Source organism: Carboxylicivirga fragile (assembly GCF_050589805.1).
GTDB classification, from domain to species: Bacteria; Bacteroidota; Bacteroidia; order Bacteroidales; family Marinilabiliaceae; genus Carboxylicivirga; species Carboxylicivirga fragile.
Genome location: NZ_JBNGOY010000022.1, coordinates 55147 through 81469 on the forward strand (window position 1 = coordinate 55147; position 26323 = coordinate 81469).

General features: G+C 37.0%; 17 protein-coding genes. 7 read left to right on the forward strand and 10 right to left on the reverse strand.

The window, feature by feature from the left end; all coding sequences use genetic code 11:
- The first annotated feature begins 90 nt into the window (after positions 1-90).
- From ACRD7B_RS11380 to ACRD7B_RS11405, 6 genes are all read left to right on the forward strand, one after another.
- A complete protein-coding gene (locus ACRD7B_RS11380; RefSeq protein ID WP_430824682.1) occupies positions 91-870 on the forward strand; it encodes a hypothetical protein in 780 nt (259 codons plus the stop codon).
- Positions 860-2455: a lysine 5,6-aminomutase reactivase ATPase KamC gene (kamC, locus tag ACRD7B_RS11385; RefSeq protein ID WP_430824683.1), complete on the forward strand. Its 1596-nt coding sequence runs from the start codon at positions 860-862 to the stop codon at positions 2453-2455. Before ACRD7B_RS11380 ends, kamC begins: the two co-directional genes overlap by 11 nt.
- Positions 2452-4011: a lysine 5,6-aminomutase subunit alpha gene (kamD, locus tag ACRD7B_RS11390; protein ID WP_430824684.1), complete on the forward strand. Its 1560-nt coding sequence runs from the start codon at positions 2452-2454 to the stop codon at positions 4009-4011. Before kamC ends, kamD begins: the two co-directional genes overlap by 4 nt.
- 1 nt (position 4012) lies before the next feature.
- Positions 4013-4762, forward strand: coding sequence for a lysine 5,6-aminomutase subunit beta (gene kamE, locus ACRD7B_RS11395; protein ID WP_430824685.1), 750 nt, complete (start codon positions 4013-4015; stop codon positions 4760-4762).
- Positions 4763-4854: 92 nt separating this feature from the next.
- Positions 4855-6036 (forward strand): acetyl-CoA C-acetyltransferase, encoded by a 1182-nt coding sequence (locus ACRD7B_RS11400; RefSeq protein WP_430824686.1) that lies wholly within the window; start codon positions 4855-4857, stop codon positions 6034-6036.
- A 149-nt stretch (positions 6037-6185) separates the two neighbouring features.
- The gene (locus ACRD7B_RS11405; RefSeq protein ID WP_430824687.1) at positions 6186-7304 is read left to right on the forward strand and encodes a DNA alkylation repair protein; all 1119 of its coding nucleotides are present in this window, start codon (positions 6186-6188) and stop codon (positions 7302-7304) included.
- Positions 7305-7356: 52 nt separating this feature from the next.
- Here ACRD7B_RS11405 and gpmI read toward each other — a convergent pair whose 3' ends face one another.
- The 3 genes from gpmI to ACRD7B_RS11420 form a co-directional block, all read right to left on the reverse strand.
- The gene (gene gpmI / locus ACRD7B_RS11410; RefSeq protein WP_430824688.1) at positions 7357-8871 is read right to left on the reverse strand and encodes a 2,3-bisphosphoglycerate-independent phosphoglycerate mutase; all 1515 of its coding nucleotides are present in this window, start codon (positions 8869-8871) and stop codon (positions 7357-7359) included.
- A gap of 250 nt (positions 8872-9121) precedes the next feature.
- Positions 9122-9433: a hypothetical protein gene (locus tag ACRD7B_RS11415; RefSeq protein WP_430824689.1), complete on the reverse strand. Its 312-nt coding sequence runs from the start codon at positions 9431-9433 to the stop codon at positions 9122-9124.
- Positions 9434-9810: 377 nt separating this feature from the next.
- Positions 9811-11682: a tetratricopeptide repeat protein gene (locus tag ACRD7B_RS11420; protein WP_430824690.1), complete on the reverse strand. Its 1872-nt coding sequence runs from the start codon at positions 11680-11682 to the stop codon at positions 9811-9813.
- 169 nt (positions 11683-11851) lie between these two features.
- Here ACRD7B_RS11420 and ACRD7B_RS11425 point away from each other — a divergent pair, with 169 nt between their 5' ends.
- Positions 11852-12313, forward strand: coding sequence for a hypothetical protein (locus ACRD7B_RS11425; protein WP_430824691.1), 462 nt, complete (start codon positions 11852-11854; stop codon positions 12311-12313).
- Between the two features lie 19 nt (positions 12314-12332).
- On the opposite strand, the gene ACRD7B_RS11430 is transcribed toward ACRD7B_RS11425, so the two are convergent.
- From ACRD7B_RS11430 to ACRD7B_RS11460, 7 genes are all read right to left on the reverse strand, one after another.
- On the reverse strand, positions 12333-14123 hold the full coding sequence (locus tag ACRD7B_RS11430) for a methyl-accepting chemotaxis protein (RefSeq protein WP_430824692.1): 1791 nt from the start codon (positions 14121-14123) through the stop codon (positions 12333-12335).
- Positions 14124-14471: 348 nt separating this feature from the next.
- The gene (locus ACRD7B_RS11435) at positions 14472-15680 is read right to left on the reverse strand and encodes an ATP-binding protein (RefSeq protein WP_430824693.1); all 1209 of its coding nucleotides are present in this window, start codon (positions 15678-15680) and stop codon (positions 14472-14474) included.
- Positions 15681-16442: 762 nt separating this feature from the next.
- Positions 16443-17426: an IS4 family transposase gene (locus ACRD7B_RS11440; RefSeq protein WP_430824694.1), complete on the reverse strand. Its 984-nt coding sequence runs from the start codon at positions 17424-17426 to the stop codon at positions 16443-16445.
- Positions 17427-17823: 397 nt separating this feature from the next.
- Positions 17824-20274 (reverse strand): glycoside hydrolase family 2 TIM barrel-domain containing protein, encoded by a 2451-nt coding sequence (locus tag ACRD7B_RS11445; RefSeq protein ID WP_430824695.1) that lies wholly within the window; start codon positions 20272-20274, stop codon positions 17824-17826.
- 163 nt (positions 20275-20437) lie between these two features.
- A complete protein-coding gene (locus tag ACRD7B_RS11450) occupies positions 20438-21496 on the reverse strand; it encodes a SusE domain-containing protein (protein WP_430824696.1) in 1059 nt (352 codons plus the stop codon).
- Between the two features lie 82 nt (positions 21497-21578).
- Positions 21579-23165 carry a RagB/SusD family nutrient uptake outer membrane protein gene (locus tag ACRD7B_RS11455; RefSeq protein WP_430824697.1) on the reverse strand — a complete coding sequence of 529 codons (1587 nt, stop codon included), beginning with the start codon at positions 23163-23165 and terminating at the stop codon, positions 21579-21581.
- A 153-nt stretch (positions 23166-23318) separates the two neighbouring features.
- Positions 23319-26288 (reverse strand): SusC/RagA family TonB-linked outer membrane protein, encoded by a 2970-nt coding sequence (locus ACRD7B_RS11460; protein ID WP_430824698.1) that lies wholly within the window; start codon positions 26286-26288, stop codon positions 23319-23321.
- Positions 26289-26323: the final 35 nt, after the last annotated feature.

The window sequence follows — 26323 nt, forward strand, 5'->3', positions numbered from 1 at the left end:
ACATTGCAGATAAAACCTTGGACATATCATTTTATAGGTGCCACTACTTTCATACTTGGAAGTAAAAAAAATGCTGGCAAAACAACTTTTATGAATGTGGCTTTAAACCAGATTCGTAAAGTTGAAGCACCTGCATTTGCAACCATTGGTGTTGATGGAGAAGGCAATGATTTAATTGATGGCAGAGCCAAACCTCTAATAACAACACTTCCGGGCGATTATCTGGTAACCACTCGTCCTTTATTGGATAAAAGCAATGGTCTTTTTGAACTTTTAAAAGTATTCCCATACAAAACTGTTCTTGGCCAATTAGTGGTAGCAAAAACACTTCGCGGCGGAACCATCGAATTGGTTGGCCCCGAAAACAATGCTCAGTTATCCGATATAATTGACTTTTTAAAGAATGAAATCAAGTGCCAAACAATAGTGATAGATGGAGCAGCAAACCGTCTCACTCCTGTTAGTGCCATATCAGAAGCGGGCTTCTTTTACGTGCAATACGTCGATAAAAGAAACATGAATAAAGCACTTGAAAATCTAAAATTGCTATGCTTATCTGCATCGTTTCCTATTTACGACAAATCGCAAAAGGAAACACCATATAAAATTGATGGGGCACTTACAGCTAATAAAATATCCACCATACCTGACAAAACTAAAACCATTTCTATAAACAACCTTACATCAGTCTTTCTACCCTTCAAACAACTAAAAGCGTTAAGTCAGAAACATAATATTTTGGCAGAAAACAACTGCAAACTCAACGCCTTTGTTCTTGTAACGAAAGATGTTGAAAAACTAACTTTTAGAAAACTGTATGAGCAGTGCAATCTAAACATCGAATTAATTGACAATCCTTATGGGCATTAATAAAGTCATAGAATTTACCGAGTTCAATTGGTTTTACGAGAAGTACAAACCACTGACTCCTTATGGCATTGATGCAAAAATAAAGTGTCGATTCATTACTAATGCCAACGAACTTAATAAAATACATGCCATCGGTGAGACGGTATTAAGTTTTATTGAGGAAGACAATAATGCTGTCCTAAAAATAGAGCATCATTTAAGCAGAATAGATCGTTTAAATGATTTGGATAAAGAGGTATTCGATGCAGCTGATTTATTCCTAATAAAAAAATTACTTATCCATTTTAAGGCAGTCGCTTCCATTATGCCAAACATTTGGAAAACGATTTTTAATTCAGAATTTAATTCACAAAAGCTACTTACTGAATTAATGCCTGATAATGATGATTCGGAAGCTTTTCACCTCTCATCATCGTTTAGTGATGAGCTTCTAGAAGTCCGTAATAGAATTTCTCAAACCGATGAGCTTCTCAATAAAATAAAAAAAGAAACACTCAGTGATATAAAAGATAAATTCGAGCTTGATTTTGAAAGCAGGGAATTCATTCTGGTCGATCAAAATAAATCAGAAAAACTAGACTCTGCACTTCTTTACATTGAACTATATGATGCCAACCTTTTAAAAGTAAAAGCACTTTTCCCAAAATCATACACAATTGCCCAAATGGAAAAGAAAGCTCTATTACAACAAGAAGCGGAAGCAGAAGTTAAGGTACTAAAGCGACTAAGTGCTAGTGTTTCTAAAGAGAGAGAACAACTAAAACAATATATAGAAGTAATTGAAAACATTGACTCGCATTTGGCTAAAGCGCGTGTTTCGAATTTATTCAATCTAATAAAACCAGAAATAGATGACTGCGATGGACTTCAAATCGATGAAGGAAGATTTCTTTCATTGGAAGCCAGGCAAAATAGAAACGGAGCCAAATACACGCCACTTAGCGCTACTTTCGATACTAACACCTCACTCTTATCCGGATCAAATATGGGAGGAAAGACTGTGCTTTTTAAAACCATTGGATTTCTACAACTGCTTACCCAATTAGGTTTTAGAGTGCCCGCATTAAAGTTCAAAACCAAACTATATGATTCCATTCATATACTTAGCACCTATGAAAATAAAGAAGTTGAAGGTTTGAGTTCATTCGGACAAGAAGTATTTAGCTTATCATCAGCGCTTGAAAACGAAAATAAAACCACCTTAATTCTGGCTGACGAATTAGCCAAAACAACTAATGCTACTGAGGCAAAAGCCATTTTATATGGTGTGTTAAAATGGGTAGCCTCGCATACTAACTATACCGGATTTTTCTCTACACATTTCATCAAACTACCAATAATAGAAGGCGTTGGTAAATATAGAATGAAAGGTTTGAACCGAAAGGAATTTGAAAAACATTACCTCCACAATCAGGAGGAAACCATTGAAGATAGAATTAAACTCATCAACTCATTTATGCAATTTGAAGTGGAGATTGACAAGCAAGAAAGCTATAAGCAAGATGCCTTGAGTATTGCCAGTTTGCTGGGTTTAAATAAAGATATTATTAAAAATGCAAATGATTATTTAGGGAAGACAATATGATGGATTCGAAACTAAATCTTGATAAAAGCAAAATTAAGAAAGCCAGGCAGCTATCGAAAGAAATTGCCGGCCCTGTGAATGAGTATATTTCGCAACATACAACGGTTGCCATTGAACGTGCAACGCTTCGTCTGCTTGGTGCTGATGGTGTTAGCAAAGATGAAGTACCTGTGCCTAATATGGTGATAAACAGTTTAGGTGACAAAATACAATATGGTGCGGCTAAATACTATATCAATGCGCTCATTCGTAAAAATGTATCGCCACAAGAGCTAAATGAACTAATAGCTGATGGACTGGACATTTCGAGCATCGATTTTACTGATCAGAAGCTTATTGATCAAAAAGCCGAAGAGCTCGTTGAAGGAGCTGCCAAACGTATTAAAGAAAATGTAGCTTACCGCTCGGGCAAGATTGACCAATACAAGGAAAAGGAAAACAGTCCTTTACTTTACCTCATCGTTGCCACAGGTAATATTTTTGAAGATGTAAAGCAAGCGCAAGCTGCCGCTAAGCAGGGAGCTGATATTATAGCCGTAATTCGCACTACTGGTCAGAGCTTACTGGATTTTGTTCCTTATGGCGCAACAACCGAAGGTTTTGGTGGAACTTATGCAACGCAAGAGAACTTCAAAATAATGCGTAAAGCTTTGGATGAAGTTGGCGAAGAAACTGGTAAGTACATCCGTTTGGTTAATTATTGCTCTGGCCTTTGTATGCCGGAGATTGCCGCCATGGGTGCACTTGAGCGTTTGGATATGATGCTGAATGACTCGATGTACGGTGTGCTTTTTCGCGACATTAACATGTATCGTACCTTTGTCGATCAGAAGTTTTCGCGCATGATTAATGCCTTTGCCGATATCACGATTAACTCAGGCGAAGATAACTACCTAACTACATCTGATGCCTACGAAAAAGCATATACGGTAACTGCATCGCAGTTCATCAACGAGCAATTTGCCTACGATTCAGGATTACCTGCAAAATTAATGGGATTGGGTCATGCCTTTGAGATCAATCCACAAATGGAAAATGGTTTCTTATACGAAATGGCACAGGCTCAAATGGCGCGCGAAATATTCCCCGAAGCGCCATTGAAATATATGCCGCCAACCAAGTACATGACAGGCGATATTTTTAAAGGCTTTATTATGAATGCCATGTTTAATTTCATAGCCAAATCTACCAACCAAGGTATATTGTTATTGGGTATGCTTACCGAAGCTATTCACACGCCATTTATGCAGGATCGCTTCCTGGCTGTTGAGAATGCTCGCTATATCCTCAATAGTACAAAAGATTTTTCCAACGATATAGAGTTCAAGAAAGATGGCATAATGCAAACCCGTGCTCAGGATGTGTTGGATCAAACCATCGAGTTTCTTGAAAACATCAACCAGCAAGGACTATTTGATTCTATCGAAAATAAAATGTTTGCTGAAGTAAGTCGACCAAAACACGGCGGTAAAGGTTTTGATGGTGTAACAGAAAAAGCCAAGGATTATTTCAATCCTGTGTATAAGTATTTAGAAAACGAATTAGGATTAAAATAAAATGGAGGGACAAAATATGATGATTCGCCCATATGGAGATACGATGAACGATGGAGCTATTCAGCTGTCGTTTACCTTGCCTGTGCCTCACTCAGCTAAAGCCGATGAAGCAGCTCGTCAGTATGCAAAGAAACTAGGTTTCAATGAGGTGGAAGTAGTACACTCCAACCCTCTTTCCGATAAGTTTACCTTCTTTGTTATTTACGGTAAAACCACCCAGCAGCTCGATTACGACAAAGTGGAAGTGGAAGCCATTGAAAAGACAATGGACTATTACGAAGTAAATAATTACATTGAAGAAAACATTAAACGTAAAATTGTGGTAGTCGGTGCCTGCACCGGAACCGATGCACATACAGTTGGAATTGATGCCATCATGAACATGAAAGGTTTTGACCAGCATTATGGGCTTGAGCGATATCCGATGATTGAAGCCATTAATATGGGCGCGCAAATTACCAATGAGGAACTCATTGAAAGAGCAGTGGAGCTTAATGCAGATGCCATTTTAGTATCGCAGGTTGTGACGCAAAAAGAAGTTCATATTCAAAACATGACTGACTTGATTGAACTGATGGAAGCCGAAGGTGTTCGATCAAAAATGCTTGTTGTAGCCGGAGGTCCCCGTATTAGTAACAAATTAGCCTTGGAATTGGGATACGATGCCGGATTTGGAAGAGGTACTTTTCCTGAAAATGTGGCTTCTTTTGTAGTAGAGAAAATGGTGGAGAAAAAAGCTGTTAGCTCCTAGCTAATGGCTGTTAGCTATTCACAAATGGTGAAAATAATTATTGAACAATCTTCGGACTCCGAACATCGGACTTCGTACTAAAAATAAATATAATGAAAGAAATTTATATCATTGACGCAGCACGAACTGCAATAGGTAATTTTGGTGGGGCACTTGCTTCAGTTTCTCCGGCAAAAATGGGAGCTACCGTTGTAAAAGCTCTTTTGGAAAGAAATAAATTAAATGGCTTTGAAGTAGACGAAGTGCTAATGGGATCAGTACTACAAGCTGGTCATGGTCAGAATGTGGCGCGCCAGATTGCTATGGAAGCAGGTATCCCTAAAGAGAAGTCGGCAATGACCATTAACATGGTTTGCGGTTCCGGTTTACGTACCATTGCAATGGCAGCACAAACTATCCTAGCAGGTGATGCTGAACTAATTATTGCTGGAGGTTCTGAGAACATGTCGCAAGCTCCTTACATCTTACCAAAAGCCAGAACTGGATACAGAATGGGTGACGGTGCACTTATTGACACAATGATAGCGGATGGTTTGACAGACGTTTTCAACAATTACCACATGGGTAATACAGCTGAAAACTTAGCTGATAAATACAACTTGACCAGAGAGGAACAGGATGCTTTTGCTGCTCAATCGCAAAATAAAGCAGAACAAGCTATTAATAACAATCGCTTTGCTGATGAAATCGTTCCTGTAGAAATTCCTCAGCGCAAAAAAGATCCGATCATCTTTAAGCAAGATGAGTTTGTTCGTTTTGGTGTAACAGCTGATTCTTTGGCGAAACTTCGTCCTGCCTTTAAAAAAGATGGAACAGTAACAGCTGCTAATGCATCTGGTATTAATGATGGAGCCGCTGCAATTATCGTTGCCAGCAAAGAGGCTTGTGAAAAGTACAATTTAACGCCTATGGCTAAGATTGTATCATACGCATGGCATGGAACCGATCCGGCAATTATGGGAATTGGTCCGGTCGAGGCCGTTAAGAAAGCTTTGGATAAAGCAAGTTGGTCGCTTGATGATGTTCAGTTAATCGAAGCAAATGAGGCTTTTGCTGCGCAATCCTTATCAGTTATGAAAGAGTTAAACATGAACCCTGATATTACCAATGTAAACGGGGGAGCCATTGCTTTAGGTCACCCAATTGGAGCAAGTGGTACTCGCGTACTTACTACCTTGGTTCATGAAATGAAAAAACGCGAGGCAACAAAAGGACTAGCTACTCTATGCATAGGAGGCGGTATGGGAATTGCCATGTGTGTTGAAGCGGTCTAAAAATATTGTCCTATTTATTTAAACCTTTAGTCTATCTGAAGAGCCTGCCAACTTGGTGGGCTCTTTATTTATACGCTCATTAATAATTCATTTTGCAATTTCATTATCTCTTGCCTATTTTGATATGCTTTTAACTTTATACAAAATCGATGGCAGAACCGTTTAAAAATTTGTACTCAAAACAATTCTTCGATGTTTTTACCGAAGCATTAGATGATGTGTTAGATGATTTTAATAAAGAGCAATTTCTTAACAAAATTATTACATCAGAATGGGACGACCTTGAGTTAAAACAACGCATGTACCATATTTCGGAGGTATTGGCTACTTATTTGACAAGGGATTATCCTAAGAGTGTAGATCAACTGTTACAAATAATAGCATCTCTAAAGACTAATAAGGTTGAGGCTAAGGTAAAATATCCCGACCTGGTTTTTATGCTTATCCCTAACTACATCGAGAATTACGGTTTACATGATTTTACTACCTCCGTTGAAGCTTTTCAAAAAATAACACCCTTTACCACTTGCGAATTTGCAGTACGTCCATTTATTATCAAGTATGGTGATAAAATGCTAATGGAGATGCTCAGATGGGCTAAGCATGAGAATCACCACGTCAGGCGGCTTGCTTCAGAAGGATGCAGATCGCGACTGCCCTGGGGGATGGCTCTTCGTGATTTGAAAAGAGATCCGAATCCTATCTTATCTATTTTAGAGAATCTTAAAAATGATTCTTCGGAATATGTTCGTAAAAGTGTGGCCAATAACCTGAATGATATTTCGAAAGATAATCCGCAGGTAACCATCGATATTGTTAAAAAATGGAAGGGGCAAACAAAAGAAACAGATTGGATAGTTAAACATGCTAGTCGCACGCTTCTTAAAGCCGGCAACCAGGAATTGATGCAATTATTTGGTTTCGGTGCTATCGATGATATTGAGATTAGGAATTTCCAGGTACTAAGGCATGAGGTGCGTGTTGGCGATGCCTTGGGATTTAGTTTTGAAATACACAATCAATCTACTAAAAGTGAATTAATTCGTTTGGAGTACGCTATTTATTATTTGAAGAAAAACGGAACTCATACCAAGAAAGTATTTAAAATAAGTGAAAAGGAATATGCACCTAATTCGATTACTAATATTACCCGACGACAATCATTTAAGATAGTGTCGACACGGAAATATCATATGGGTGATCACTTAATCAGCCTAATAATAAATGGCGTTGAGGTTGATGAGGGAGCTTTTGAGCTAAAGGCGTAATAAAAAACGGCAGCCTGAATTAGCTGCCGCTTTATATCATATGTATTTCTGATTAGCTCAATTTAATCAACGATTTACCAGTCATTGATTCTGGCTGATCCACACCCATTAATTCAAGAATGGATGGTGCAACATCTGCTAACACACCATTAACCGTTTTACCATTTTGCTCGGTAATCCACACAAAAGGTACCGGATTTAATGAGTGAGCTGTATTTGCAGAACCATCAGCATTAACTGCATTATCAGCATTACCGTGATCGGCAATAATGATTGCTTCGTATCCATTCTCCTTGGCTGCTTCAACAACTCCTTCAACACAATCATCAACAGCCTTAACAGCTTTCTGAATGGCATCATACACACCTGTATGCCCTACCATATCACCATTGGCAAAATTCAGACAAATGAAGTCGTATTTCTTATCGTTTAATTCAGCTACCACTTTATCTTTTACTTCGAAAGCACTCATCTCAGGTTGCAAATCATATGTTGCTACCTTAGGCGAATTAACCAAGATACGGTCTTCTCCTGGAAATACTTCCTCGCGACCACCCGAGAAAAAGAATGTAACGTGAGCATACTTTTCAGTTTCGGCAATACGCAACTGCTTCAATCCAGCATTTGATACAACCTCACCAATTGTTTGTTTTACGTTCTCTTTATCAAACAGAATATGCAATCCTTCAAATTTAGCATCGTACGGAGTCATTGTACAATAATGCAAAGGAATGGTTTTCATGCCATGCTCTGGCAGATCCTTCTGTGTTAAAGCAATGGTTAATTCTTTTGCACGGTCGTTACGGAAGTTGAAGAATACAACCACATCACCCTCAGCTATTTTACCATCAACCGAAGAATTAACAATAGGTTTGATAAACTCATCGGTTACCTCAGCATCATACGAAGCCTGGATAGAAGCTAATAAATCTTCTGATTTAGTTCCAATTCCATCAACCATAACATCGTATGCCTCTTTAACGCGTTCCCAACGATTATCGCGATCCATAGCATAATAGCGACCTGTTACGGTTGCTACACTACCAGTTGACTTATCCATATGCTCCAATAGCTCAGTCATGAAACCTTTACCACTACGTGGGTCAGTATCTCGGCCATCCATAAATGCATGAACAAAGACATCATTTAGACCATATTTATTAGCAACATCCAATAAAGTATGAATATGCGCCTGACTACTGTGAACACCACCTTTACTCATTAAACCAAGAAGGTGAACTTTTTTACCGTTCTCTTTGGCATAAGCATAAGCTTCAGATAAAGCTTTATTGTCGGCTATGCTACCATCGGCGCAGGCACGATTAATCTTTACTAAATCTTGATATACCACACGACCTGCTCCGATATTCAAGTGACCAACCTCAGAGTTACCCATTTGTCCATCAGGCAACCCAACGTTTTCTCCTGAGGCTTCTAATTGTGAATATGGGTACTTTGCTAAAAGTGAATCCCAATAAGGTGTTTCAACTTGTGAAATAACATCTGATTTAGACTTATCTCCAAATCCCCAACCGTCTAAAATGACAAGAATTGTCTTTTTATTCATCTTATAATATTTAATTTTTCTTTTACTTTCTCTATTGATCTAACATTAAAGTCGCGTAAAAATACTTAATTAGTAATCAATGAGAAAATCTATATAGCTATTAGTCGCTAATAAAACAGTATATATTAGAAACAATGCCCATATACATTAGTTTGCAGGCAATAGCTGAAAAAAAGTTAAAAGATTTAGCAGAAATGAAAAAGACCGAAAGCTGGCACTTCCGGTCTTAATATTAGTTTGGTAAACTTATTTATTTCCTATTTCTATTGTTGTGCTTTTTAAAATAAATGTTGCGATTGGCCTTTTTTTGTTTGGCATAAATAATTGATCTTTCTTTTTTAGTTACCACGCCATCCGCTTTTGCTATTCTTTTGGTTTTATTAATGTTATGTTGCTGAGCTTCCAGTTGTCGTACCTCGTACCTTGTTAGTTCACCACTTGTAATTCCATTAACAATTCTTTTATGCTGTTGTACTTGATTTTGTTTTACTACTGGAGTTACTGCCATTGATAATGAACTAAGACAAAGTGCTATTGCTAAAAGAAATATTGATCGTTTCATGATGTATTGTTTTAAGTTATTAATTTCTCTTTTATCAATACACCGTTTAATTTGGCAGACACCCTACTTTTTAGCGCAAAAAAAATGAGCATATAATTATAACATGCTCATTTCCTCCCCTATTTATGAAAAAAATTACTTTCGAATTAAAACTGGATATGCTACAAAATAACGTCTACTCAAATAGTACTTTCTAAATACTGGAACATCGATCCAACCCAACTTCACAAAAATCGCCGTTATTATTAGTATTATTAGCATATCAACAAGTTTTAATTCCCAATTTACCTTTAACTAATACTCACGCTAGTAAACGGCACTTACAAATAAAAAGTTTCACCTTAACGCCTTAATTAAAGTTAATTAACAATTATGAATTAATATTCACGCTCAACCTCAGCCCTCAATCGCTTACGATCACTATGCTGAATCTTACGTTTGAAGTTAAGGTTTACAAAACCACTCAATCGCAATACCGGGTAGACATTCTTCTCGTTGATATAAGCTTTTAAATCGAGCGAAAACTCGATTGGTGAGAAATAAATTCGCTTAGAAAAAGTGGCTGACAAAAACTGGTTATTTTCTATGGTTTCAAATTGTAGATCATGCGACACCATACCCAGGGCAATATTGGTGCCTGTTGATATTCCGTAAACAAACTCCAACTCCTGGATGCCTTTCAAGGTGTTTGTGCCAACATCGGCATCCGCAACAACAGCATTTCTCGCATTGATATATGTGTAACGAAACCCAGCCAAACGAGCTCGCGAACGATCATGACCATTACTACGCACCCTATCTTTAATTCCAAACTTACGATAAATACTCACCGTGTACACTCCCATTAATGAAGAGGTAAAATCCTCCGTGTTTAAATACTTATCGAGCATATTAAAGTTATTCTGCGCTCCAGCACCAACTTGAAAACAATAAATATGTGGCCTTGTCATTTTAAGGGCATGCAATCTACGTTCATAAATACGATTCTGTGCTTTATTCAATTGAGCCTTATAGGTATAATCTCCGTCATCAAGAATCAAAGCTTTTCTTAGCTTTTTGATAGACTGTTCATATTGTCCATCATAGTAATCATTTTTAGCTTGCTCGTATAAATAAAATGCCTGACCTTCTTCAACTTCAGATTTTAATCGTGCGTATTGAGTTGTATTAATATGTTTATACCTTTCCAAAACACCAAGAGCTTTATTCATCTTATCCAGATCCTTTGCTTTAATGGCATCCTTCAAAGATTCCACATAATAATCATATGCCTTACGCTCCAAGTCACTATATATTTCCTGATGGTCAGGGCGCAGCGAAGGAATCAGAGAGAATAAACCATCGTAGTAAATTATTGCCTGATGATAATTTTCACGATTTATATTCGAAGCTATCTCATTCATATAAAAAGCTTCCAGCGACATTCTTGACTCATTTAACCCAGCTCGCACACGCGCATCATCAGGCTGCACTAACAATAATTGAAGATAGCTTTGGTAGGCCATTTCATAATCCTTATTCAACAACTGCTTTTGTGCTTCCTTCAACTTTAAATTAAAAGCCTGCATATCTAAAAACTGATAAGCCTTATCAATCTCTACTCTTAGTTCAGAAATTGCCTGCATTTCAAGTTCCGAAATAGTAGCACCGCATGAAATAATAACTGTACTCAGTTTATTAATAATATCAAACCTTTGTTCCAGACCTTGAATTAATTGTCGATTTACATCGCCAGATTGGTACTTAAAACCATTGGCATTTAATTGAGCTTTTAGCATGTGTACTTCTTTGCTAAGCAATTCATGGTAATGTTCAGCAAGCACTTTTTTCTCAATATATATGAAGCCATATAAGCGTTTCTCCTTCTTATTGTAATAGGTTTGGGCATCACTATTTAATAATTGAATATCACTTTGAATGCTCACCTTATTTATGAAACGCTCATTATGACTATTTTGCTCCATAAACACCAACTCATTCTGCCACAAGGCTTTCTCTGATCTGATATCGGAATAAATATTTTGAGCTAAAGCTTGCTTCAGGTTCTTCTCCAATTCAAATTCCGCATCTGTGCGCACAGAACGCTTTACATGCTCAACAATTCTGAATTCGATAAAAAATCGCGAGGGAGAAAAGTTTTGATATCGATACGATTTATCTAACCATGCTGGCCGATCTTCCTTAACATTGGTAGTCATAGCAGTCACAGATATGAACCACAAGCTTAGTATGAGAAAATATTTAAACATAATAGGTCAGTCAAAAGTTATTGTGGCATCATACTTGTGCGATATGCCTGAGAGTAAATTTACAAAACTATTAAAGCATAATCCTAATGAAGCAACAATAATATTACGCATAAGCTCTTGATTCTGACATTTAAAAAATCTATGTTAAATATTACTTAAACCTACTATCATGAAAAATTTTCTTATCGTCTCAATAATTATCTTATTAACTCAAGCTGGGTGTGCATCCTATCCAAGTTACGACTCATTTGACACTTACATTGATTTTGATCGCTACTCTCAAGCCAACTTTTTTATAAGCATCAATGATTACAATGGCAAATTTGCACCCAAAGGCCTACTCAGCGTTTCATGTTACAGTGGCGAACAAAAAGTAGAAAAAACAAAAGCCAAAGACATGTTTAACGATGACATCTACTATTCATCATCGAGCAGCTACAAAAAAGAGTTTAAAGCCTGTAATGTTAATGAGCTACTTGATGAAATTGTAAGCAATGCCAGATCGAAAGGTGCCGATGGCTTAACAAATCTGAAAATAGTAAACACTTCGCGAATTGTTAAAAAAGGAAACAAGAAAATGAAGCAGCCCGGTATCCTGATTACAGGCTTTGCAATAGATAGGGAAGAATAATTAAAAGATAGAATTACTGCTAAACAGCTTGTCGGATTTTAAAGCGTTTAATAGTCGCTAATAATTCTTCGGACTGCTTAGCTAGTTCGTTTACACTGGAATTTAAGTGTTCAGATGCATGCGCATTTTCCTGTGTAATGCGATTAATTTGTTGAAGTGTAGAACTTACTTGTTGTACACCATTTGATTGTTCAGTACTGGCATTAGAAATCTCATTAATACGCTCACTATTAGTATTTAATTCAGGCAACAACACTAATAAACGTTTACTGGTTACTTCGGTTATGGACAAACTATTGGAAGATAGATTTACAATCTCGTCAGACGCTTGCTTGCTATGTTCGGCCAATTTACGTACCTCTTGAGCAACCACTGAAAAACCACGACCATGATCCCCAGCCCGTGAAGCTTCAACAGCAGCATTGAGTGCTAATATGTTGGTTTTTTGAGCAATCTCTGTTATGGTAGATACCTGCTCGTTTATACGACGCACTGTTGATAAAGAGTCTAAGGCATTATTATTCACTTGCACTAATTCTTCTTTAGTGGCTTTAGAACTTTGGTTGGTTTGTTGTGCATTAATAGAATTTTGTGAGATATTAGCACTTATTTCTTCCATTGTGGTAGCTATTTCCTGTAATGAACTGGCTTGCAACTGAGCCCCATGTGATAAGTCTTTAGATGAGGAGCTTAACGCCTGCCCAGTTGTATTTAAGCGATTGGAAACGATAGCTACCTTATGAATGAGCTGCTCCAACTGATCAATCATGATCACAAAAGCCTTTAATACGCCCTTAGAATCCTGTTTGAGAGCGTCATCAACAACCAGATTACCAGCGGCTACTTGTTGCGCGATTTGTGCAACCACAAAGGGTTCTGCCCCCAATAACTTACGTACTCCTTTAAAAATGTAAATACTAAAGAATACTACCACGCTCGCTCCAAAAACAATAAAGGCAAGTGTCATTAGATTAGTGTTTCGGGTGCTGCGTTTTATGGCAGCCATAAGTACAATTTTAGATTCATTTAACAATGGCTCCACTTGATGAACCTGTGAGCGCAACTGCCCCATTAGCCCTGATTTTTCATCTAATCCAATTTCTTCTTTTTTGCTTACCATACGAACAAACGTATCTTCATAGTCATTTAATAACACTAGCATCTCTTGTTTTACTTCTTGCGTATATGCAGAACGCTCTATGGCCATTTTAAAATCAACAAGATGTTCAGTAAACTTATCCTTATACTTTAAGTCCTTTCTTATTAGAAAATCTTTTTCGTGGCGACGGCTCATCAACATATAAACCATTAGTTTGTCATCATTCTGACGTTTTAATGTGTTTTCAATCTTATGAATAGCTTCGCGCATTTGTCCAACCAAGCCATAGTCTTTAAAACCTTGAACCAATAATTCATTTTTGATGGTAAAGAATATCTTGTGATAACGTTTAAGGTATGTAGAAATAGAATCGATTTTTAATGCCATTTGATTGCGTTGAATACTACCCGAAGATTTGAGTTCATCTATCAAGCTAATAGCTTTGTGATGATTTTGCTCAAAGCGTGATAAATATTTGCTTTCTCTCGTAATGTAAAAATCCGGATTAGAAATTTCCCGAGCAAGAAAATCTTTCTCGTTACGTCTCATCTGTAGCATAAGTGATTCAAGTTGATAGAGCTGGTTTTCCGTCAGGTTATTTACCTCTATTCGCGAAAGAGCATGTTGAGTATATAAGCCTATTGAAGTAAAAGTAATTATGAGCAATACTGTTAATATTGTAAAGCGAAATCGCATTGTTCCTCGTTGCATGTATCCTTAGGTTTAATAATATTTTATTCTAGCCGCGAATATATTATTGAACCTCTTGTTTACCTTAATTTCAATGTTAAGGAAACACTAATTTTATGAATAAAGCTACACTCCTTTCTGTGAAAGTTCTCTCCGCAGTATAGCTTATACATTCAATACTTTATAAAACTAATACGTATTTCAACACGCATTTCTTAGCAACAAGTAATGCATGTTTTTTTTATTCAGCACCTAAATTGGTCTGTAATCGGTCGTAGAGTCACTTTTGATAGACTTTTTTTCCATGCTTTTTTTCGACGGCATTCTCAACTTGTAACTTAAAGTCGAAATTACCGAATCAAATTCTATTTATAGGGTTAATTCATAAATATAGTCCCAAATGTGTTTATGAACAATGCCACTTTCACGCCTAATCAATAAGTCGTCCATACTAATAACATATTTTGGTAGGTTATCTTTTATTTTTTCTAAACCTCCAAATTCACGCTCAATTGTTTTACTTGTAGGCATTACATACGAAACCTGAATATATTGTTTGTTATTATCTTTTTCTGCAACAAAATCAACTTCATAACCCTTTCCAACCACAAGTTTAATGGTATATCCAGCTGTTCTTAAATGGGTATACACAACATTTTCAAGTATAGCTCCAATGTCATTAATCAGGCTAGGGTATAAGTAGTTCCTGAACCCAAGATCATTAACAAAATATTTTCTCTCTCCAGATAATAATTCCTTTGTTTTGATAGACATCCTTGGAGCTTCATGAATTATGTATGCATCCTGCATAAATGAGATATATTGAGAGATTGTAGTGTAGTCCGATTTTCTATTTTTATCCTTAAAATACTTTAGAATTGAGGGAATGGAAGTCATGTTGCCAACATTATGTAGTAAGAATAGAAATATATCTTCAAGAAGAACATAGTCTCGAATTTTATGTCTGTACATAATATCCTTTAAAAGAATCGTATTCTTTAATGACTGAAAATAATGTACAATAGTATCGTTTGATGAAAGATTGAAGATTTCAGGCAATCCACTTGATGATATATATTGGATAAAAGTTTCTTTTGAGTTTTTTAATTCTTTGATTTCACAATATTCAGAATAAGAGAATGGAAAAACTTCGGTCACAATGTATCTTCCGGATAGTAAGGTTGCTAATTCTCCAGATAAAAGCTTAGAGTTAGAGCCAGTAATAACAATTTCGTATTCTTTTACAGTATGCTGCGCGAGTGAAACGATGATTTTTTGCCATTCACTAATATTTTGGACTTCATCAATAAAGAGATAAACCTTACCTTGTGGTTTATATGTTGACTCATATAGCTTAATGATTTCTGATAAATCGCTTGCTGTTTGAATGTTTTCAAACTCAAACATTTCTTTATTAAGATAGAATATATTTTTAGTATTAACTTTTTCTTCTGTTATAAGTTTATTAATGAGTTGGCGCACTATATAACTCTTGCCTGTACGACGTTGACCGATAATAACCTTTATAAGCTTATTGCCCAAAGAATGCCAAATAACATTGGTATACTTATGCCTCATGAAACCAAGGTTAAAGTTCGGTTCTGTTTCCCAGTAGTTAATTTGCCGTAATGTTTCTAGAGAATAGCTCATGTATATTTGGATATAATCAAATTTCACGTAAAAATACATGAAATATTGAATACGTCCAAATAACCACTCGTTACGTGTACTTTATTTGATTATAATCAACTCTTCTTTCCTTAAATAAAAGTCGAAGATAAATAGGGGAAGTACCGTCTTTACCAACTCTGGATTTTCTGAGTTCGAAATTTAAATAAAACCTCATAATAATAAATTTTGTGGTCTCGATGGTCATGCAAAAACGTAAAGTTCTTAAGGATTCCACACAAAACCAAGTTCAAACTAAATCAATATGAGTCAAATTACAATGTGGCTACCAATGAATTAAGTAATCAGATGACTACTTCTGCAAAATAGGAGGTGGTCACGTATTGGTCACTTTCAACACCTGTATTAACCACTTTATTTGAAGTTTTCTGAAAATAAAAAAGCGTTTAAAACTTTCGTTTTAAACGCTTTTTATAAGTAGTACTCGAGGCGGGACTTGAACCCACCTTATAATGCGCTTATAATTAATGCCTTCTAAAAGTAAAAAATAGTAGGTCTCATTTTAGTCTCTCTGAAACCATTTAACCTAAAACAAAGATAAAACAAATAATATAATTTGGGAAATGCAATAAATAAACTTGTCGACTAACATACATTTTCTCTAATTGGCATTTCATTAGATTGCTACTTATATGTTTTAGACAGTTTTCTCTAAGTACATGACAAAACATTAAAGCATTTCTCTAAGTCTTTATTATCTAGCGGATTATTTAATGCATGTACAATTCTTATTAACCCATATTTAAAGAAACTATTTGCCCTTCTGCCATGTTTCTTCACCTTGATTGGTTTAATGTTTATATATTTATCAATGCCAGCTAAGTATGCCCATACAAAAACAATAGCTACAACAGCTAAAAGCTTGGATATGCGCACTAAGTCTGTCAAATGGGTATCTTCCATATTGAATCCACTAGATTTCATTGCCCTAAACATGGTTTCAATCTGCCATCGTTCTTTGTAATTGACCATAGCCTGATCATCCTTATTAAAAGAAGCAATAATGGTAAATTCCACTTTCCCAGTTATTTTGTTTAAAGATTTTGCATCTGATAGGTATACTAGATTCTTACCAAGATAATAGAGCTTACCACAATTTTTGTAAGTCCCAGTCATTATATTATTGAACAACCAAAAGGCTTTAATGGCAGGCGTACCATGGCGTTGTATCATCATATTATTACGGATACGAATGTAAAATGGGATCTTTTGTCGAATAAGATCTTCAAACCATTGCTCCTCTATAAACTCCCTATCTGCCATGAACGCCTTGATACTTTTGCTGCCAAAGAAGCTGATGCACTTGCCCAATAATTCTTTGCGCTCCTTGGCATTGGAGTTGCCCCTTTTAGGAAGAAGCTTCCATATCAAAGGAATAGCAACGCCTTTATAGCAGACACTCAACATTAATATGTTAATATCTGTTTGACCAAATTTCCAATTGGGTCTGTCCATACTGAGCATATAAGGAGGATACTCTGGCAATAGACTATAAATAAGCTTAGTGAAAATTAATGGGTCAAAAGCAAACTCTGCAAAGAATCGTTGTGCACGCCTCAGGCTTGATTCATGTGCCACAGATCCACTAAAACCTTGGGCTATTTTCACATATGAAACGGTTTGTAGCTTTACCATGCTATTAATAATAATGATCAGGCATTTAATTCTGGCCTTGTGCCAACCTGTTGTTGTCTTGAACAACTCAAATAATTGAGTATTTTTACTGTCTACCTTGATATTCGTATGTATTACAAAATGATATCGGAATCTTTTGTAAGATACTGAATATCTGGTTTTTAAACAAGTAAATCACACTCTTATTTCGTTGATTTTCAATTATTTACAGTTTTGTCATGCACTAAACTTTATGATTCTTATTTTCAAAAGCTTAAACAAATATATCACCCTAATTATCAGACTTTCAGCTAAATTTCCTTATTTAATTCTCAACCCTTGATTCGCATAAATAATCCTTTTATAGGTGACAAATAGTTTTAACATTTAGGGCTTTTCAATAAAACAAAACCTTCATCTATTTACATTCTAGTTCAATAAGCCCTTTATTTAATTCATTTCCAGTTACTTTAACACTAATCATACCTGCATGCCTACTAGCTTGAACGGTTAAAACCAACTTGCCACTAAAAGTCTTCATTGTTGGCATATGAAATAATTCTAATGAGGTTGCATCACCATTACAGACAGCCTTAAATTCTCCTTGACCACTTACTTCAATATTAAGCTGATTTACTGCTCTAGGACACAAGTTTCCATCCTTATCAACAACGGAAACTGTTATATAAGCCAGATCCTCACCGTCAGCATGAATGATGGATCGATCAGCTTCTAACTTAAGAGCATAAGCTTCTCCGGCGGTATGCACCTCTTTTTCCATGGCCAAAGATCCATCGGCATCGTATGCTACAACAGATAATGTGCCAGGTTCGTATTTCACCTCATTCCACATTAAACGATAACGCTCCAGCTTACTGTTATTATTCTTTTTTCGAATACCTTGACTTTTGCCATTGATAAACAGCTCAGCACTGTTGTAACTCGTATAAACGAATACAGGAGTAGTTTCACCTTCCCGTCCCTCCCAGTTCCAATGTGGAAGCACATGTAATGTTTCATCCTTTGTATTCCAGCGACTTCTATAGAGATAATATCTATCTTTTGGCAATCCGGCTAAATCATTAATGCCAAAGTAAGAGCTGCGCGATGGCCAATAATTATCATATGGAGTGGGTTCACCCAAATAATCAAAACCTGTCCAAACAAACTCACCGATTACCCATGGTTTGTCATCTTGCATCTCAAAATCATCTTCAGGTATATTTGACCAATTACAATATTCCAGATCATACGAGCTAGATTGCAAATCCTCATATACCATATCCGATCCACTCTGAACAGGAAACTTATAAACACCACGTGAGCTGACTGTAGAAGCTGTTTCTGAACCCAGAAGTAATCCTCCTGGGAATGTCTCATATGCCTCATCATAAAGATGCACACGATAATTTAAGCCAGGAATTTGAACCTTGGAACCAAAGCCATTTTCCATTACAGCCTTAACCTGGTCCATACCAACAGTAACAGGGCGCGTAGGATCTTCTCGATGAAATAAATCCTGCAAAAACTGAAGGCGTTGTACTCCTGCATCACCCCATTGGTCGGGAACTTCGTTACCTGCACTCCACATCACTATTGATGGATGATTACGGGTTGCACGTACAAGATTAACCACATCTTTTTCAGCCCATTCGTCAAAATAGAGGTTATATCCATTTTTAACTTTTGGCAGTTTCCATTCATCAAAGCTTTCGGCTAAAAACAAAAAACCCATTTCATCACATAACTCCAGTTGCTCAAATGAAGGCATGTTGTGCGCCGAACGAATGGCATTACACCCCATATCTTTTAAAATAGTTAACTGTCTTTTTAAAGCAGCTCTATTAACGGCGGTTCCTAATGGCCCCAGATCATGATGTAAACAAACACCCTTAAACTTTATAGTTTTACCATTTAGTTGAAAGCCATTATCAGCAGTGTAGCTTATTGACCTTACACCAAAACGAATATTGTCACTATCTACCACCGTACCCTCTTTATTTAGTAATAGCTCTGCTGAATAAAGATTGGGGCTTTCAGGACTCCATAATTTGGGTTGATCAATATCGATTTTGAGTTCATGTACTCCATTGGACTGCGATGTTGCTATACCTTCGGCAACAATTTTGCCAATACCGTCACGAATAATTGTTTTTACCTCCACATCAGACCCTTCCACTTCTGATCGAATCTGTATTGTGGCTTTTTCATCAGACACCTGTTCAGTGGTTAGTGTATGGCCCCAATGTTTAAAACTCACTTTATCCTTTACAATAAGCTGTACTTTACGATACAAACCAGCACCAGGATACCATCTTGATGAGAATGAGTGATTTTCAAGCCTCACTGCGACAAGGTTAGCTTCTTTAATTTTTACATATTTGCTTATATCGAAATAAAAGTAACTATAACCATAAGGACGCGTTCCAACTTTAATACCATTGACATAAACCTCAGCATTGCTCATGGCTCCATCAAAAGTTAACAACACCTGTTTTGATTCATCAGCTTCTTTCAACTTAAAGGATGTGCGATACCAACCTACACCTACAAAAGGTAAGGCGCCGGTTCTTCCAGTTTTCTCTGTCGCTTCATTCTCATTGTTCTGAACTATCCGAACCATCTGTTTATCAATTTCTTTATCGAAAGGCCCATAAATAGCCCAGTCATGGGGCACTTTCACTGTTTTCCATCCACTATCACTATATTGTGGCAGGAAGGCCAGTGAGTCATCAGTTCTGGTAAAACGCCATTCACTTAGGTTAGATACGGTTCGTGACTCTTCAAGAGATTTTGTACATGAGCAAGCAGCAACAACCAACAACATCAACACTAAATAGTTGAATTTGTATTTAAAGTTTAAAATCATACAATGCTTTTTGTAATCACCCTGAGTTAATGATAAACTCCATGGCGACGGTAATATTTTGAGTGAAGGGTTTCGCTTCTGAGCAAGTATAAGACACCTTCATTATCCAGTTAAGGTATATGGTCCTATCAGGATAGAAATCCTGACAGGACATTAATTGCATCTAATTTTTGACAATTGTATAAGTATAAATCGCCTGGCTCAGATCCATAGTGATAGTATAATTACCTTCTTCTGAAATCTGAATATTATTACCATCAGTACCCTTGTTAAGAATACCATCCATTTCATCGTCACCAAACACCTTATTCCAATCCTGATTAGCAATAAACTTGAAGCCACCAGATGACATATCAACAGTTAAACTCCAAGTATCAGTTGCATCATCATAAGTCATATCAGTATAGCCCCAACTATTAAAATCACCTGTAATAGCCCAATCAGTTTTATAGATCGTATAAGATGTAGCCAGAATATTAGCTTTAATAAAGTAAACTCCTGTTCCTTCGGTGGCAAACATATTGTTACCACCCCAATTACCTACTTGCAAGTTACCTGATGTACCACTTGCATCGGCATCTCCAACAATGGCATCTCCATTGTCCCAATTGGACTGATACGATAATTTGAACCCATTCCAATCTTCGCCGTTATCCATATGAATGTACCCTTCAAAAATCTCATTATCTGCAACTGAATACAGCAAGTCATCCTCTTCGAAGCCCCAGCCGTTATGGTCTCCGGTAACATACAATTTTGGATATACAATTATTATTTCATAAGGCATAACTTTAGTCTTAATAACATTACTGGTGGCAATTAATTGATCTTCTATTGAGCCTGTCACTCTCAACTCTATGTTACTGGCCACTCCTGGTTCTCCTCCAAGAGTGATAAGCTTTTGATTAATAAAGGCATTAAGTGGTTCAAAGCTCAAGTCAAAAGTATTAAGCAGATTAATAGATCCGCTAAAATCATTACCCTCAAAATCCATTTCTAGCGTATATTCCGGATCAGCTGATGGGTATCCAAAATCAGCAATGGTCCATTCAAAACTAGTAAATATATCACCAGCAGTCTCTTCTGTTAAAACTATGGTTTCCTGTGGTAATTCTGTTGTTAAAATCGGATGAATTGTTTCACCTATCATGAGCTTGTTCACCTCTTCACAGGCACTTAACAAACCAATAATCAATAGACTATATATAAATATCTTCTTCATATCTTACATTTTTAGTTTCAGAATGATCGTAAAAATTGAGACTAACCAATTTAAATGTCAAACTTTAATAATAGAGCAAATATTAATACCCGTCCTGCTTTAAATTAGGATTAGCATTGATATCTGATGCTGGAATTGGAAAATGGTTAAAATGCTGTGGTAAGCCTTTACCTTCATATACTCCACCTTTCCATTCCCACAGGTAATCAGTACTAGTGAATTTACCATAACGAACCAGATCCGTACGACGATATCCTTCCCAGTAAAATTCCCTTGCTCTTTCATCCAAGATAAAATCAAGAGTTAAGTCGGCCAGCAATATATTGCCCGAAGTATTACCATAGGCGCGTTCTCGAACATTATTAATATACCGCAGTGCATCATTGGCATTACCATTTGATCCTCCTCTGAGTACGGCTTCAGCATACATCAGGTACGCATCTGCAACTCGAAGCAATGGAAAATCAATATCCATATGATCAGTATTTGAACCAAGTGCTCCTCCAGATGTAATGTTTTTATATTTCATAACTGAGAATCCATTTTTGAATTCTGTGATCTCATCAGTGGTCATCGTGCGGTCATTAGTAAAAAACATGGCTCGTCTATCAGAAGCCCCGGTATAATCGCTAAACTTATCAATTAGTTGCTTCCGTGCCCTATTGCCACCCCATGCCGTGATACCTACTGAAGATGGATTCATATCAGAAGCCCAGGATGAGCAGGCAATCATAGTGGTTCCTCCCCATGTTTGAGCATTAATCCCATCATGAATCACTGGCAAAATTATACCATCGGCCAAATGATTATCGGCTAGGAAAAGTTGTTGATAATCATCGTTCAGCTTATAGGACGAATTAATCACTTTCTCACTATATGTAACTACTTCATTATATTTTGAAGATGAAATATACACTTCAGCATTCAAAAATAGTTTAGCTAGTACCATCCACGCAGCAGCTGCATCAACACGACCAAACTCATTATTACCTGGATCAGGCAAAAGCATCTCGAGTTCTTTCAACTCAGTTTCAAGATATGTAAATAAATCGGCCTTTGATATTTGTTCAGGAAGAAAAGCGCCAATCGAACTGTTCTCATCAACGAACGGCACACTGCCATATAAATCAAGTGCATGATAATAACTAAGAGCTCGTAAGAAGCGGGCTTCGTGATGAAAAGCTCTTATAATTACTTTTTCAGCCTCGCTAAAACCACGGCTGTTTAACTTGCTTTCTGTCGATTCTCTGATAAATTCATTGGCGAGTGTAATCTGGTAAAAAATACGATAATACATTCCCATGCTAACCTCATTGGCTGAGGTCCACTCATTTGTCTGCAATTCAGGGATACCTGCATCGCTCCAAACCCATAGAGCCATTTCTGTTGTCATATCTTGCATATACCAGTAGGCCCTTACATAGTTTGATGCTCCTTCATCTATTCCTTGAACGTCCTGATCTCCATCTGGTCCTATTTGACCGGTTAGCGATAACCCGCCATATAACTTAGCCAATAACTGACGATAGGAATCAACACTATTAAAAAAAGTAGCTGATGTAATGGTATTCTTATCAATAGGAATGGTATCGAGATCATTAACACATGAGGTTGCCACTAAGAACACTGCCATAATGGTTACCATCCCTTTTATCATATATCGTTTCATCTTTGTAAATTTTAAATTATCAGATGCCTGCATTTTGGCAGACATGGAATTCCCACATAAATTAAATCAACCATTTATATAAACCTGGAGATGCCAATTTTATATGGTGGTTTCATAAAAATCTGTTTAAGTAATTTAATTTGAAATTACTTATTAAAAGGACAAACTAGCTCCTAATACAAAAGTTCGAGGTCGTGGATACACAGCATTGTCGATACCATCAAACACCTCAGGATCCACACCTGAATAATCGGTAAGAACCAGAGCATTTTGTACAGTCATTGAGAGGCGAATATCCATCAGGCCGTTAAATACCTTTTCAAATTGATATCCGGCTGAAACATTATCTAATTTGAAAAACGAAGCATCCTGTACATAATAATCAGAGTAAATCTGCTGACGTTCAAAATTGGTATCAAGGACTGATTGAGGTACGTTCTGCAAATAACTTGAGTTAAATACATATTGATAATTAGAACTACCTGCAGACAGATCATTGTACATATGGTTACCTAAACTGGCACGTGCCATGAATGAGAAATCCCATTTTTTATATTCAAAACGCGATGACAAGCCCATCAGTAAATCAGGAGCTGAGGATTTGTAATGATACATATCCTGCTCATTAACTACACCATCGTCATTACGATCAGCATATACACCTTCAATAGGTTTTCCATCTTGGTCGTACACCTGCTGGAACATATAGAAAGAATTGGCTGGTTTGCCCACTGAATTGATTTTAGCATAACCGCCAATACCAGTTGATATTGCTCCTGTTTGAACCCCTTTATAATCGGGATTATCCACACTAGTCAGCTTGGTAATCTCATTCACATTTTTCGACAGATTAAATCCAATCTCCCAAAACATATCCGTTTTCACAATAGGTCGAACATTAATATTGAATTCAACTCCACGGTTTTCTAATGTCCCTACATTGGTCAATAATACATTTGAAAAGTTAGTGCCGGCTGCAACAGGAATCTCATTAATCAAATCGTTAGTTTCACGCTTATAGATTTCAATGGAACCATTAATTCGTTCATTCAGGAAGCCATAATCCAAACCAATGTTGAAGGTCGTTGTTTCCTCCCACTTCAGATCGGCATCATAACCATCAGGGCGCGCCATAGTAACCCACGTATCTCCCATCAGATAGCGTGCTGTTTCTCGACTAAGCGTGTACTTTGCCAGGTAAGGATAGTTATCTGAAGTGATGTACTGTTGCCCGGTTATACCATATCCGAGTCGTAGCTTAAGGTTAGATAAAGCCTCCACATTTTTTAGAAAAGATTCCTCTTTGATTCGCCAAGCCAGCGCAATAGAAGGAAAGGTACCCCAGCGGTTGTCTTCAGAAAAACGAGATGTCCCATCATGACGTACAGTTAGGGTTAATAAATAACGGTCTTTAAAACTATAATTCATTCGGCCGAAGAAGGACACCAAGTAATTTTCTGTTGGTATGGTTTGTTCAGGTACAATTAAGTAATTTCCATTTACACTGGTAGACTTCACATAATCCTCACGCCAGAAATGCTGCCACGAATACCCCCCCATGATATCAAACTTACTATTAATTGAAGGTAAATTCTTATCGTATTTAAGGTAAAAATCCAATAGTTCATTACGCTTATCCTGAGAATAATTTCGATCTTCCCCACTAATATCTGTACCATCCGAAGCTCTACGATAGGCAAATGCTGCATTTTCAGGAACAAAAACATTCCCATCACTGGCCGAATAATCATAACCCAGGTTTAGAGTTGCTGTTAATTCCGGCAAAGCATGAAAATTATACTCAAGTTTAGCGTTACCAATACTTCTATATACTTCCGATCGGTCCTCTCGTTGATTGATTAAAGCCATCGGATTAGCTGTTGCCACACTGCTTGGTCGGTCGCCATCAATCCAAGTATAATAGCCTCCATAAGGGCTTGTTTCATCGTAAACCGATTGAGTTGGATCAAATAAAATAGCAGTATTAATCGCGCCGTTATCGGCAAATCGGTTTTTAATAAACATGCCTTTGATGCTCAGGTCTAGCTTTAAATGATTATCAAAAAAGGACGGGTTCAAGTTTAAGCTACCAGTAAAACGATCCAGTCCCGATGTTTTCAACAAGCCTTTCTGCTGTGTATAACCAAGTGACAAGCGAAAAGGTGTATTTAACGTCGCTCCCGACATACTAAAATTATGGTCCTGGCCGGTTGCTGTTTGAAATATTTCATCTTGCCAATCCGTAGATGCTGCACCAAGCATTTGTTGAGCATTGGATCCATCTCCATATCGTGTTGTGATTAAATTACTATACTCATCAGCCGAAAAGCTCTGTATCTCATTGGTTCGAAATCCAACAGATGCATTACCATTGTAATTGAATTTTAGCCCTCCTTTACTTCCTTTTTTGGTAGTAACTATAATCACGCCATTGGAGGCACGCGAGCCATAAATAGCCGTTGCAGAGGCATCTTTAAGTACAGAAAAAGACTCAATATCACTTGGGTTGATTGTATTCAGAGGGTTACGCATACCCGAAACCCCATCGTTATCAACAGGTACTCCATCTATAATAAATAGAGGATCATTACTGGCTGACAAAGAAGAGCCTCCACGAATACGTATGGTGGCTGCACTCCCAGGTTCACCGCCAGCTGAAGTAATTTGCACGCCGGATGTCTTACCGGCTAACAGATCCTGTGGTGAAGTTGTTACGCCTTTATTAAAGTCCTTGGTACTAACCGAAACTACAGAACCTGTGGCATCTGACTTTTTCAATTGTCCATAACCAATGACCATCACTTCTTCCATATCCACTATATCCGAAACCAATTGGATATCGTATACAGCCTGTGGGCCTACTAGCACTTCCTGCTTTTTATAACCTATAAACGAAAATACGATTACATCTCCGTTATTGGCACTTATCAGGTACGCACCATTGGATGCACTTATTGTTCCAACCTGCGTACCTTTAATAAATACTGTTACTCCCGGAATAGCTTGTTGATTATTCGAGTCAACAATAACACCTTCAATACTAATGCTCTGCCCAAGAACATTTAGCGTGAACGAGAATAAAAGCAACACCATAAATGCTTTAAACGTCATTAATTCTTTCATAAAAATTGAATGTTAGTTATTGAATAGTTTATTTC